This window comes from Pseudarthrobacter sp. CCNWLW207, assembly GCF_037203945.1.
In the GTDB taxonomy this organism is placed as follows: Bacteria; Actinomycetota; Actinomycetes; order Actinomycetales; family Micrococcaceae; genus Arthrobacter.
The window spans coordinates 200,758-213,894 of the sequence record NZ_JBBCBS010000006.1 but is presented as its reverse complement, the minus strand read 5'-3'; the positions used below and the strand labels follow the sequence as shown (position 1 = coordinate 213,894).

Genomic DNA, 13,137 nt, shown 5'->3' with positions numbered 1-13,137 from the left:
GAGGCAGGGAGGATCGACGGCATGAACGTTGCAGCCCGACGCCGGCTGGCAACCCTGATGGGGCGTGCCGTGCTGCTCGCCGGGATCCTGGCCATCGTGGCGGGAATCCTGGGGATGCACACCCTGACCGGCAACCACGCCGCGCACACGCTGGGAGCCGGGGCGCCGCCGTCGTCCGTCACAGCCACGCCCGGCGGGCAGGCTCACATGACGCACACCCACGGCGGGCACAGCCATAGCGCACCCAGCCGCGTGGTGCGGGGCGAGCCCGCCGCCTACGGCGCATCCGCCGTGGCGTGCAGCGGCACTCTGGGCAGCACGGAGTCCCCGGCCGTGGCCTGCACTCCCCTGGCCAAGGCCGGTTCCCTTGTTGCCCCCGAACCGGGCAGCGCGGGGCAGCTTGCGGACGCACGGGTCAGCTCGGGCGTGGAAACCATGCGGTTCTATCCTTACCTGCCCGATGGCCCGTCCCCGGGAGATCTCTCCATCAGCCGGACGTAAAGGGCACGACGCCGGGCCCACAGTCCGGCGATCTGCCTGCCCGATGTGCACCATCGGGCCGTCCGCCGCGCCAACTGCGCGGCATGCCAAGACTCCGGCGCCCCCAGCGCCGAACACAACCTGAAGGACGGATTTCCCATGAACACCCAGAAACTTGGCGTGGCAGCCGCACTCGCCGCCGCCCTTTCACTCACCGGATGCGCCGCCGGCGCTGGCACCGGCACTACGCCGTCGCACGGCGTGAACCATGGCAGTTCCAGCCCGATGTCCAGCATGATGCCGGACGCCTCGGCGGACCACAACGCCGCGGACATCATGTTCGCTCAGATGATGATCCCCCACCACGCACAGGCCGTGGAAATGAGCGAGATCATGCTGGCGAAAACTGGCATTCCGGCCTCAGTAGCCTCCCTGGCCACCCGAATCAAGGCGGCGCAGGCTCCCGAAATCGAGCAGATGACGGACTGGCTCGAGGATTGGAACCAGCCCACCGGCATGATGACCGGGCACGCCATGCATGGCGGGGACATGGCCGGCATGGTCAGCGCCGAGGACCTGGACAAGCTCAAGGCCGCCCAGGGCACAGAAGCTGCGAAGCTGTTCCTGACGCAGATGATCGCCCATCACGAGGGCGCCATCGCCATGGCCCAAACCGAGGTCGAGTCCGGCGAGTTCACCAAAACCATCGAGCTGGCCAACGCGGTCATCACCTCGCAGCAGGCGGAAATCGAGGAGATGAAGGAGTTGCTCGCCGCAGTGTGACAACCGCCTGACCGCTTTCCCTCGCGATGCTCTATCACTTCCGGTTCCTACCAGCCACGTTTAGCAACCAAGAGTGATAGAGCATCGTTGGAGTTGTCGCGAAAGGTGAGAAAGCGTTTCGACGGCGGCGGCGGCGCCTTCCCGTGTTAAGTTGAAATGTGCGGACCGACCGGTCCGGCGCACCGGCTGGAAAGAGTACCCCTGTTGCAACTGCCCGACCCTGCCTCCGCGCAAGTGAGAATACTGACCGTCTGTACGGGCAACATCTGTCGTTCCCCCGTGGCCGAGCGGCTCCTGCAGGCAGGCTTGGACCAGGCGGTTCCGGGCGGTTTTGTGGTCACCAGCGCCGGCACGCATGCCATGGTGGGCGATCCCATCCAGCCGCCGTCCGCGGACATCGTGCGCGCATTTGGCGGCAACGCAGAAGGTTTCGCCGCCCGTCAGCTGACCAGCAGGATCCTGCGCGGCGTGGATCTGGTGCTCACCATGACGTCGGGCCACCGCGGTGAGGTCCTGAAGCTGGACGCGTCCGTCCTGAAGCGCACCTTCACCATCCGCGAGTTCGCCCGGATGCTCGACGTCCTGGATGACCGCGCCGCCACCGCCCCTGGAACAGCGGAAACACCAACAGAAGCAACGCACGACGCCGGCAAGCGGCTGGCAGCGAACGCCGAGGTCTGGCGCGGCCTCCCCGCCAGGGCCGCAGCGGTCCGGCACCTGTCCCTGCCGTCGGACTCGTCAGAGAACGACGTCATCGACCCCTACCGCCGTGGCCTGGACATCTACCGCCAAATGGAGGACGAACTGGCCCCGGCCATCGTATCCATCCTGCGCCATGCACGGCTGAACGCCCCCGCCTGACCGGACTGCCGCCGTCGTCCCTGACTGCGGCTGATTGTGCGGGTTTTCTGCGGATTTCCCCGATGTAACGCCGGATCGCCGGTGCTAATTTTCGGAAATGGGCACCCATGCCGCGGATCCAAGGTCGACCAACCGCGCCAATGCCGCACGCCTTCATCGTCCCGTCATCGTTGCTCTCCAGGTGCTGCTGTTGCTCGCAGTCCTCGTTCCTATGCTCAAGGACGCGTATCTATTCAATCTCGGCAGGATCTTCGACTCAGAAACCACCAAGATCGAACAAGCCTTCCCGGCAGAATCCACCCGACCGCAGCCGTCCATCCCTGGGGCGGCCGTAGGCGGTACCGCAGCCAATCCAGCAGCGGCGGGGGCCCCGCCGTCGAACACCCGCAGCTCCCTGAACATTCTGGTGATGGGCAGTGACAGGCGCGCGGCCTCCAGTGAGAAGGCTGCCGCCGGCGCCGCCTCCAACCAGCGCGCTGATGCCCTCATGCTGGTCCACATTCCCGCGGACCGCACCAAGGTCTACTCCATCTCCCTGATGCGTGACCTCTGGGTGGGAATCAAGGACCACGGCCACGCCAAGATCAATGCTGCGCTGGCATTCGGCGGCGTCCCGCTGATGGTCCACACCGTGGAGTCCATCTTTGGCCAGCGCGTAGACCATGTCGCCATGATCGACTTCGAAGGCTTCGTGGGGATGACTGATGCCGTGGGCGGGGTGGAAGTGGACATCCCGGCGCCATTTGTGTCCCGCCACGACCGGATATCCTTCCCCGCGGGCCCGAACACCCTGGACGGTGTACACGCCTTGGAGTTTGTCCGTGAGCGGTACGCCTTTGCTGACGGCGACTACCAGCGCGTGCGTAACCAGCAGGCATTCGTCAAGGCCCTCCTGGCAAAGAACCTCAGCCAGGACACGGTCCTGAATCCCCTCAAAGTCCACAACGTGGTGAGCGCCATGTCACCGTTCGTCAGCGTCGACAGTGGACTCGATGCGGCCACCGTGATCAGGCTCGCGAGGGAGCTGAAGGATGTCCAGCCCGAGGACATGGTGATGTTCACGCTACCGACACGGGGCACGGGGACCACCACCGACGGCCAGTCGATTGTGCTCCCGGACCTCGCGGCCATCGACGCTATCTCCGCGGCCATGGCCACCGACACGCTGGGAGACTATGTAGCGCACAACGGCCTAGAGGGCGGAAACTGATGCCATGGAGGCACAACGATGAGCACCCCATCCGGTTCCGGTCCCAGCAGCCCCGAACCTTCGGTTCCTGGCGGGACCAACCCTGCAGCCCACCCGGCACAGCTGCCGTGGACCGAACGACGGCGGCTGGTGATAGCCGCTGTCCTGGCACTGGTGCTGGTGGCGGGGGTCGTCGTCGCCGTCTTCAGTTTCAACCGCAGCGGTTCCGAATCCCAGGCGCCCGTGGTGACGCAGACGGCCACCCCCAGCGAGACCGCCACGCCGACGCCCACTCAGACCACCCCTCCGCCGGCGCCGGCAGCTCCCCCACCCCCGGAGCCGATCGCCGATCTGCCGCCGGTGCCCATGAACATCCTGCTCATCGGCAGTGACAGCCGCGGCAACGCCCGGGAACAGGCCGCCCACACTATGGCTACAGGCGCCTCGTCAGACCACCGGGCGGACACGCTGATGCTGGTCCACGTCCCGGCAGACCGCCGAACTTTCTACGTTATTTCGCTGATGCGGGACCTGTGGGTCGACATCCCAGGTTACGGCGGGGCAAAGATCAACACCAGCCTTGAGGTGGGCGGGATCGACCTGGCGACGCGGACGGTCGAATCCGTGCTGGGCACCCACATCGACCACACTGTGATGCTGGACTTCCACGGCTTCAAGCTCCTGACGGACGGGCTGGGCGGGATCGACGTCAACGTCACCACACCTTTCCAGTCGACGCACGAAACCCAGCATGTCTTCACCGCCGGCGTGAACCATCTCGACGGCCAGGCTGCCCTGGAGTTCGTCCGCGAGCGCTACGCCTTTGTGGACGGCGACTACCAGCGGGTCCGCAACCAGCAGACCTTCCTCCGGGCCGTCCTTGCGAAGCTGACCAGCGGCGGGGCACTCAACGATGTCAACGCGGTGCGGGCCTTGGTGAACTTTGCCGGGGGATACCTCACGGTGGACCACGGCTTCGATCCGGTGTCCGTGGCCATCCTGGCCTACGCGCTGCGCAACACCGACCCCAATGCCGCGGGGTTCGTCACGCTTCCCACCGCGGGCGTGGGCACCATCGGCGGCGCTTCGGTGGTTCTGCCCGACTATGGCGGGATCAATGCGCTGGCGACGGCCCTGCGGGATGGCCGGATCGCCGAGTACGCGCGCTAGGCACAGTCAGGGCTTGCGCCAGTCGTGGCCGGTGATGTGTGAGCCGGCCTGCGGCCCCATCTGCAGCATGCCGCCGTCAACCGCCCAGGATGCACCGGTCACGTAGCTTGAAGCCGGCGAGGCCAGGAACGCAATGACAGCCGCCACCTCGCGGGCGTCCCCCGGCCTGCCGAGCGGAACGCCGGGACGGTCCTTCGTCGTAGGATCCTCGTCCGTCTGGCCCGTCATGGGCGTTGCGATCTCCCCTGGTGCCACGCTGTTGGCAGTGATACCGAACTCCGCGAGCTCCAGGGCCATGGTCTTGATGAGTCCGCCCAGGCCGTGCTTGGAGGCGTCATAGGCAGCGGCGCCCACGCGCGGCTGGAATTCATGGACACTGGTGACCGCCACGATGCGGCCGCCCCTGCCGGCTTTGACCATGCGCCGGGCGGCGGCCTGCAGGCAGGCGAAAGCCCCCGTGAGGTTCGTGTCCACCGTGGTTTTCCACGTCTGTAGGTCAAGGTCCAGGAACGGAGTGCCGTCACCTGTCCCGGCGTTGTTCACAAAGACGTCCACGCCGCCCAGTTCCTCGGCGAGCGAGTCAAGGACCGCTGCCGCTTGTGCCGGACGAGTGGTGTCCAGCCGGCGGACGACGGCGTTGCGCCCGGCGCGCCGGACCTCGTCGGCGGTCTCTTCGGCACCCTTTTCGTCCGTGTGCCATGTGATGCCAATGTCCATCCCGGACGCGGCAAGGGCCACCGCAGTGGCCCTTCCGATGCCCGAGTCGGATCCTGTGACGATCGCCGTCGCCGGTTCGAAGCGCGTGGTGTCTTCCATGCCTTCCTTTCAGCCCGCTATGCCGGCCGCTGCAAACGGGATGCCCTTGAAACAGCTTCCTCCGCCTGGCCCGTTTCGTCCTCCTCCAGCATCAGCGGGACGGCGAAAGTCACCACTAGGCGGGCGTCCGCATCGTCCACCGACCTAATGGTCAGGCTCCTGGTGCCGTACGGGACTGAGGGGGTGAAGACCTGCAGGTTCCGGGAACCGAGGCTGGCGGAGTCGCGGAACCTGTACGGAGTGCCCCAATGGTCTTCGATGGTGATGCGGGGAACCGGCCTGCCGATGGCCGACTTTACGTGGATATTGACCACCAGGCACCTGCTCCAGACCTCCACGGAGAGCACCGTGAACTCCGCGTTCCCGGCCATGTGCAGGCCAAAAGTGGGCGGCAGAAGCATCTGCCGGAGGGTGCCTTTCGGAATTATATTGCGCATCTCAGACCCCAATTTGATAAGTGTGCTTACAATTAGCGCGCGTTAGTGACGCCCTGTCAAGTGGTTTGCGGATGACAGATTGGCATCAGTTAACCCAGCCCATGCCCGGCGTTAATCCAGGCTCCACGGAGCGTGTTCGAGCCCCGTGCACAGTGGATGCCATGACTGAAATTTCACGCCGCACCATTGTCAAAGGTTCCGTCCTCGCCGCAGCCCTGGCCGCAGTCCCGGCGGCCGCCAACGCCGCCAGCGGCCCGGTCCCCGGAAGCCCCCTCCGCACCGGGATCCCCCTTGTCAGGAACCGCCTCACCCTGCCCAGCGGCATCGCCACCGGGGACGTCACCTCGGACTCCGCCGTGCTCTGGTCCCGCTCCTCCGCCGCAGGCCGGATGATCGCCACCCTCAGGGCAGTTGACGACGGCGGCACTGTGCTGAGCGGCCGCGGAGCCTTCGCACGAACCCTCCGTGGACCGCGCGCCACCCAGGGGTCCGACTTCACCGCCAAGATCCACGCCGGCCACCTCCCCGCCAACACACGCTTCGCCCTGGAAATCAGCTTCGAGGACGACGGCGGCGCGGCGGGCGAGACGATCACCGGAACCTTCCGGACGGCGCCCGACGCCGGAAGCACCAACGGTAAGGGACGCAGCGGCGGCGACCTCCCGCCGTCGTCCGCCCAAAGCTTTGTGTGGACCGGCGACACCGCCGGGCAGGGCTGGGGCATCAACGAGGAAATCGGCGGGATGCGCGGCTACCGGGCCATGCACAGCACCCGGCCCGACTTCTTCATCCACTCCGGCGACACTGTCTACGCCGACGGCCCCATCGCAGAATCCGTGGTGGAGAAAGACGGGCAGGTTTGGCGGAACCTGGTCACAGAGGAAGTCTCCAAGGTGGCCGAAACCCTCACCGAATTCCGCGGGCGGCACCGCTACAACTCCCTCGACACCAATATCCGCGCCATGCTCGCCGACGTCCCGCTGATCGCCAACTGGGACGACCACGAAACCACCAACAACTGGTATCCCGGCGAGATCCTGGACGACCCCCGCTACACCGTCCGCGACGTCAACACGCTCGCTGCCCGGGGCCGGCAGGCCTGGCAGGAAAACATGCCGATTGCTGACGGTGCCGCGCTGTGGCGGCCGGGAACGTTCGACGACGGCGGGCAGTACCAGCCCGCGCGCATCTACCGGAAGATCACCCGCGGCCCTCAACTGGATGTTTTCTGCCTGGACATGCGCACCTTCAAGTCGCCCAACACGGACGGCAAGGAGCCGTATGCCACCTCCATCCTGGGCCAGGAACAGGTGGACTGGCTGATCCGTGAGGTATCCAGTTCCAAGGCGACCTGGAAGGTGATCGCCGCGGACCTGCCGCTGGGCATTATCGTTCCGGACGGCACAGTCAACCAGGAAAGCCTGGCCAACCGGGAGCCCGGCGCGCCGCTTGGTCGCGAACTTGAGATCGCCGGTGTCCTCAGTGCCTTCAAGCGGAACCGGGTCCGGAACGTCGTGTGGCTGACGGCCGATGTGCACTATTGCGCAGCCCACCACTACTCCCCCGAGCGGGCAGCCTTTACCGACTTCGACCCGTTCTGGGAGTTCGTGGCAGGACCCATCGCCGCCGGGTCCTTCGGGCCCAACGCCATGGACGGGACCTTCGGCCCGGAGGTGGTGTTCGCCAAGGCGGGCCGCTTCCCGGGCGAATCGCCGCGCGACGGCGAGAACCAGTTCTTTGGCCATGTCCAGCTCGGCGAGGACGGCACGTTCACCGCCAGCCTCCGCAACGCCAACGGCGCCGTGGTGTTCTCCAAGGTGCTGACCCCGGAACGTTAGGGCATGCACCCTACCTAACTGCCGCCGTCGGGCGTTATCCGACCGCGAATCTGGGTACGCCGCAAGTAATGTCCCTGTTTTCCGCATCCGGCGGTCAGCAGGCATTACGAGTACTGGACGGGGTGTTGGTCGTGGAGAACAGCGGAATGACGCAGGCGGTGCGGGAGGCCGGTGCCGTGGAGCTCGTCCTGATCCGGCACGGCGAAAGCGAAGGCAACGTTGCTGCGACGAAGGCGGGCCTGGCCGGCGCCGACATCATTGAGGTTCCGGCCCGGGACGCCGACGTCGGACTCTCCTCCACCGGCCAGGACCAGGCACTCGCCTTAGGCAGGGCGCTGGGCACAACTCCCGAGGACCGCCGGGCCGACGCCGTAGTGGCCTCCCCCTATGTCCGGGCCAGGCAGACGGCGGAGATCGCGGTGGAAACCGCTGGCTGGCCGGTCAAGGTCCGCACCGACGAGAGGCTCCGGGACCGTGAACTGGGCATCCTGGACATGCTCACCCGCCAGGGCGTGGACCGGTGGCATCCGGATGAGGCCGAGCGCCGGCTGTGGCTGGGCAAGTTCTACTACCGTCCCCCGGGCGGCGAGTCCTGGGCCGATGTGGCCCTGCGGCTGCGCTCCGTGCTCAGCGAACTGAACAACCTGGGCAGCGGGCACCGGGTGATCCTGGTGTGCCACGACGCCGTGGTCCTGCTCTTCCGCTACATCCTCGAAGGCATGAGCGAAGCAGAAATCCTGGATCTCGCCGCAAGCACCTCGGTCCTGAACGCGTCTATCACCCGCTACGTCCGCCCCGAGGGACAGGGCCCGTGGACGCTGGAAAGCTTCAATGTGGCGGACCACCTCACCGCCCAGGGCGTCGAAGTCACCGAACATGCCGGGGATGCCAGTGTCCACCCGCGGCGGTAAGGGGCAGGGCGGCCAGGGGCCGGGCGGCCAGGGGCCGGGCGGCCAGGGGCAGGGCGGCCAGGGGCCGGCTTCGGAATCCAACGGGTCCCGGGCGAACCGTTCGCGGGCTGATGGTCCGGGCTCCAACGGTTCGCGGGCCACGCCGGTCACGCCTTCGCTGCTGCGCGCCTGGCCGCTGCCGTCCGCCGGTGAGGACAAGTATTCGCGCGGCGCCGTCATGGTGATCGGCGGCGCCCGGGCCACCCCCGGCGCCGCGCTGCTGGCCGGCACTGCCGCGCTCCGGGCCGGCGCCGGAAGGCTGACCATGGCAGTGGCCGAATCCGTGGCCATGCAGCTGGCGGTGGCCCTTCCCGAAGCAGGCGTCACGGGACTTCCCGAGACGGCACGGGGGTCCGTGTTGGGATCCGGATTGGAGCCCATCCTTTCCGAGCTTGGCGGCGCCGATGCCGTCCTGATCGGCCCCGGGCTGGACGACATCGACCTCACCGAGGAGCTCCTCCGGACACTGCTGGACCAGGATGCCGACGGCGTCGCAGGCCGCGGCCTGGTCAGCGGCGACGCGACCATCATCCTGGACGCCTACGCGCTGGGATGCCTGCCCCGGCTGGAAGATTCCCTGGATCCGTGGCGGGGCCGGCTGATCCTGACCCCGAACCCCCACGAGGCCGAAATCCTGCTGGGCCGGGACCTGGACGAACTGGAACCTGCCGTGGCATCCATCGCGGCACGATATCAGGCGGTGGTCAGCTGTCAGGGATTTGTGGCCCGGCCTGTGGGCAGGCAAGGGGAAGCCGATACGCCGGAGGGTCCCGACCTGTGGGAGATCACCACCGGCTACGGCGGGCTGGGGACATCCGGCAGCGGAGACGTCCTGGCCGGTGCCATCGCCGGGCTGCGCGCCCGCGGAACCAGCGATGCCCAAGCAGCCTGCTGGGGCAGCCATCTCCATGCTGCTGCCGCGGACCGCCTTGCCAGCAGGCTGGGACCGTTGGGCTTCCTGGCCCGCGAACTCGCCGACGAACTGCCCGCACTGATGGTCGAACTCGCCACGTAGCACAGGCACATGGGATGGCCCCCGGCGCAATGCCGGGGGCCATCGTTGCGGGAGATGCGGCCGCTCGCTGCCGGTGCGCTGTCTGGCGCTGTGGCGTGCACAGAATGGCTAATCGCCCCAAAAAGGCAGTCAACATTAAGCGGGCCGGACCTCCCGGGCCATCGGTGAACCTAGGCGGCTATCTCGTGCTTGGCCTCCTTGGTTTCAATCGCAATCTTGCGCGGCTTGGCCTTTTCGGTGACCGGAATCCGCAGCGTCAGGACACCGGCGTCGTACGATGCCTTGACGTTATCCGCGTCCAAGGTATCTCCGAGGATCAGCTGGCGGCTGAAGACACCGCGCGGGCGCTCGGCGGCGATCAGTTCGGTGTCTTTGCCGGCCGGGTCGGGCCGCTCTGCCTTCACTGTCAGGACATTCCGCTCCACGTCCAGGTCTACCGAGTCCAGGTCGACTCCGGGCAGGTCAAAGGCCACCACGAATTCCTGGTCCTCCCGCCACGCATCCATGGGCATTGCCGCCGGGCGTGCTGCCGTACCGAGGACTTGCTGGGCCAGCCTGTCCAGCTCGCGGAATGGATCGGTTCGCATCAACATGGCTACCTCCTCTTGAGAGATGGTCCAACATATCCATACCAGCGAGATCTATATTCGCTGATATAGATTTTTTATAGCACCAGCTGGAAGCAGTCGCAAGCACTTGGGGCAAGAATTTTTCCTAAATTTCCCGGCTTCGAGGAGTGGGCGTCCGGGCATAGGGATGGCCCCCGGCGCAATGCCGGGGGCCATCATTATCGGAGGGGATCACCCGCAACTGCCGATGCGCTATCTGGCGCTGTGGCGTTCCTTAGTGGCAAATCGCCCAGAAGAGGCAGATATACAACGCGTTCGGATCCTCCCGGTACTGCCGTTTTAGCACTGGGTTGCGACCCAATACAAGGGGTTCCGACGGGTAACTTAGCTCCGGGTGGGATCCGGGCGCAGCGGTGCGGGTCCCGGATCCGGCACCGGCAGCGGGCCAGGAGGCTCCGGCGACGGCACAGGACTGGGCCTGGCGGGACCGGGATGGCCCGGCGAAGTGGGGTCAGGGTTCATGGGGTCCGGGCCGGGTTCAGGCGGGAATGGCTCAGGTTCGTGCACTGGCGGGATGGTCATTTGCTTCCCCTCTCACGCGTGGCGGGTGTGACTTTGCCGTTTCAGGATACGCCCGCCACCCTGTCCCCTCCAGAAGCCAGTTGCTCTATCACTTTTGGTCCCCATTTGGGGCCCAGAGCGACCAAAGGTGATAGGGCAACTGGGTGGGGCGCTCCCCCGGTAGCGAACGGGCCGCCCCATTGCCCGGAGGGGTCTATATATTGAAGGAATGACCCAGACTCCGCTGCAGGATTCCGCTACCACTTCGCTTACGCCGCCAGTTGCCAAGAAGGTGCCGATTGAGCGGACGCACCATGGCCACACGTTCGTGGACAACTACGAGTGGCTGCGTGAGAAGGAATCCCCCGAGGTCATTGAGCACCTAAAGGCAGAAAACGCCTACCAGGAAGCGATCACTGCGCACCAAGAGCCGCTGCGCGAGGCCATCTTCCAGGAAATCAAGGGCCGCACGCAGGAGACAGACTTGTCTGTCCCGAACCGGAAGGACGGCTGGTGGTATTTCAGCCGCTCGGTTGAAGGCAAGGAATACGGCATCCAGTGCCGCGTCCGCGCCCAGGACACCGGTAACCCCGTGGCGGACTGGACTCCCCCCGCAGTGGAGGCCGGCGTCGAAATTCCCGGCGAAGAGGTGCTGCTGGACTGCAACATTGAAGCCGAAGGCAAGCCATTCTTCTCCGTGGGCGGCTCGGCCGTCACCGTCGATGGGAACCTCTACGCCTACGCTGTGGATAACGCGGGCGACGAGCGCTTCACCCTCCGGATCAAGGATCTCCGCACCGGAGAACTCCTGCCCGACGTCATCGAGAACATCTTCTACGGCGTCAGCTTCTCGCCCGACGGCACCCGCATCTTCTACACCGTGGTGGACGATGCGTGGCGCCCGTACCAGGTCAAATCCCATGTCCTCGGCACGCCCGTCGCCGACGATGAGGTGATTTACCAGGAGGACGACGTCGCCATGTGGCTGGGCTTTGAGCTCTCCTCTGACAGGCGTCACCTCGTGCTGGGAATTGGCTGCTCCGAATACAGCGAAACGCGGCTGCTGCGCTTTAATGACCCGACGGCGACACTCACCACCGTGATCTCCCGCGACGAACACGTGCTCTACGAGGCAGAGCCGTTCCTGCTCACCGGCCCTGACGGCGAAAAGCAAGAGCGCATCGTCATCACCCACAACCGGAACGCCGTCAACTCCATGGTTTCGCTGGTTGACCCCGCCGAGCTCGCCAAACCGCTGGCCGAGCAGCACTGGAGCACCGTCGTCGAGCATTCCGACGACGTCCGCGTCAATGGCGCGGGCGTCACCTCGACCCACCTCATCGTCTCCATCCGCAAGGACACTATCGAACGCGTCCAGGTGATGGGGCTGGTGGGCCTGGGGACACCGGCACAGGAAGACCCTGTGGAGCCCGCGTTCGACGAAGAGCTGTACACGGCCGGCGTCGGCGGTTCGGACTACGAGGCCCCGGTCATTCGTCTGGGGTACACGTCCTACTTCACGCCCTCGCGCGTGTACGACTTCGTACTGCCCACCCCGGCGCAGCCCGCGGGCGAACTGCTGCTGCGCAAGGAAAGCCCGGTGCTGGGCGGCTACGACGGCAACGACTACGTCGCCACCCGCGAATGGGCCACCGCCACCGACGGCACCAGGATCCCGCTGTCCCTGCTGCGGCACAAGGACATCAAACAGGATTCGACGGCGGCTGGCTTGGTCTACGGGTACGGGTCCTATGAGTTGAGCATGGATCCGGGCTTTGGCATCGCACGGCTGTCGCTGCTGGACCGCGGCATCGTGTTTGTGATTGCGCACGTCCGCGGCGGCGGCGAACTGGGCAGGCACTGGTACGAGGACGGCAAGAAACTCACGAAGATGAACACCTTCACTGACTTCGTGGACGCTACCGACTGGCTGGCTGGCTCTGGCTGGGTGGACCCGTCCCGCATCGCGGCGCTGGGTGGTTCGGCGGGCGGCTTGCTGGTGGGAGCTGTGGCCAACCTGGCGCCGGAAAAGTATGCCGCGGTTGTGGCGCAGGTGCCCTTCGTGGACGCCCTCAGCACCATCCTGGACCCCGAACTTCCGCTCTCGGCCCTGGAGTGGGAGGAGTGGGGCAACCCCATCACGGACCCTGAGGTGTACGCCTACATGAGGTCGTACTCCCCTTACGAGAACGTGCGCGACGTGGCCTACCCCAAGGTGGCCGCGGTGACGTCCTTCAACGACACCCGCGTCCTGTACGTGGAGCCGGCCAAGTGGGTTCAGGAACTGCGCAACAAGACCACCGGCACTGAGCCCATCGTGATGAAGATCGAGATGGACGGCGGCCATGGCGGCGCCTCCGGCCGGTACGTCCAGTGGCGTGAACGAGCGTGGGACTACGCGTTCATCGCCGATTCCGTAGGCGCCACGGAACTGCTGCCGGGGGCCGGCCTGAAGTATTCCTAGCGGC

12 protein-coding genes are annotated in these 13,137 nt (G+C 66.2%); 9 read left to right on the top strand and 3 right to left on the bottom strand.

Annotation, left to right across the window (positions count from 1 at the left end; translation table 11 throughout):
* Nucleotides 1-21: 21 nt before the first annotated feature.
* The 5 genes from V9L17_RS12485 (at nt 22) to V9L17_RS12465 (ending at nt 4,483) form a co-directional block, all read left to right on the top strand.
* Nucleotides 22-501 carry a hypothetical protein gene (locus V9L17_RS12485; protein WP_337351654.1) on the top strand — a complete coding sequence of 160 codons (480 nt, stop codon included), beginning with the start codon at nt 22-24 and terminating at the stop codon, nt 499-501.
* Nucleotides 502-639: 138 nt separating this feature from the next.
* Nucleotides 640-1,263 (top strand): DUF305 domain-containing protein, encoded by a 624-nt coding sequence (locus V9L17_RS12480; protein WP_337351653.1) that lies wholly within the window; start codon nt 640-642, stop codon nt 1,261-1,263.
* Between the two features lie 204 nt (nt 1,264-1,467).
* Nucleotides 1,468-2,124, top strand: coding sequence for an arsenate reductase/protein-tyrosine-phosphatase family protein (locus tag V9L17_RS12475; RefSeq protein WP_443198033.1), 657 nt, complete (start codon nt 1,468-1,470; stop codon nt 2,122-2,124).
* Between the two features lie 97 nt (nt 2,125-2,221).
* Nucleotides 2,222-3,334 (top strand): LCP family protein, encoded by a 1,113-nt coding sequence (locus tag V9L17_RS12470; RefSeq protein WP_337351652.1) that lies wholly within the window; start codon nt 2,222-2,224, stop codon nt 3,332-3,334.
* 18 nt (nt 3,335-3,352) lie between these two features.
* A complete protein-coding gene (locus tag V9L17_RS12465) occupies nt 3,353-4,483 on the top strand; it encodes an LCP family protein (RefSeq protein ID WP_337346123.1) in 1,131 nt (376 codons plus the stop codon).
* Nucleotides 4,484-4,489: 6 nt separating this feature from the next.
* Here the strand turns inward: V9L17_RS12465 and V9L17_RS12460 are convergent, their stop codons facing one another.
* On the bottom strand, nt 4,490-5,299 hold the full coding sequence (locus V9L17_RS12460) for an SDR family oxidoreductase (RefSeq protein WP_337351651.1): 810 nt from the start codon (nt 5,297-5,299) through the stop codon (nt 4,490-4,492).
* Between the two features lie 17 nt (nt 5,300-5,316).
* Nucleotides 5,317-5,736 carry a hypothetical protein gene (locus V9L17_RS12455; RefSeq protein WP_337351650.1) on the bottom strand — a complete coding sequence of 140 codons (420 nt, stop codon included), beginning with the start codon at nt 5,734-5,736 and terminating at the stop codon, nt 5,317-5,319.
* A 161-nt stretch (nt 5,737-5,897) separates the two neighbouring features.
* Here V9L17_RS12455 and V9L17_RS12450 point away from each other — a divergent pair, with 161 nt between their 5' ends.
* The 3 genes from V9L17_RS12450 (at nt 5,898) to V9L17_RS12440 (ending at nt 9,539) form a co-directional block, all read left to right on the top strand.
* On the top strand, nt 5,898-7,574 hold the full coding sequence (locus tag V9L17_RS12450; RefSeq protein ID WP_337351649.1) for an alkaline phosphatase D family protein: 1,677 nt from the start codon (nt 5,898-5,900) through the stop codon (nt 7,572-7,574).
* Between the two features lie 146 nt (nt 7,575-7,720).
* The gene (locus V9L17_RS12445; RefSeq protein WP_337346284.1) at nt 7,721-8,485 is read left to right on the top strand and encodes a histidine phosphatase family protein; all 765 of its coding nucleotides are present in this window, start codon (nt 7,721-7,723) and stop codon (nt 8,483-8,485) included.
* Nucleotides 8,460-9,539, top strand: coding sequence for an NAD(P)H-hydrate dehydratase (locus V9L17_RS12440; protein WP_337351648.1), 1,080 nt, complete (start codon nt 8,460-8,462; stop codon nt 9,537-9,539). Before V9L17_RS12445 ends, V9L17_RS12440 begins: the two co-directional genes overlap by 26 nt.
* 170 nt (nt 9,540-9,709) lie before the next feature.
* Here V9L17_RS12440 and V9L17_RS12435 read toward each other — a convergent pair whose 3' ends face one another.
* Nucleotides 9,710-10,132 carry an Hsp20/alpha crystallin family protein gene (locus tag V9L17_RS12435; protein ID WP_337351647.1) on the bottom strand — a complete coding sequence of 141 codons (423 nt, stop codon included), beginning with the start codon at nt 10,130-10,132 and terminating at the stop codon, nt 9,710-9,712.
* A 766-nt stretch (nt 10,133-10,898) separates the two neighbouring features.
* Here V9L17_RS12435 and V9L17_RS12430 point away from each other — a divergent pair.
* Complete coding sequence (locus V9L17_RS12430) at nt 10,899-13,133, top strand: S9 family peptidase (protein WP_337351646.1); 2,235 nt, start codon at nt 10,899-10,901, stop codon at nt 13,131-13,133.
* The last annotated feature ends 4 nt before the right edge of the window (nt 13,134-13,137 follow it).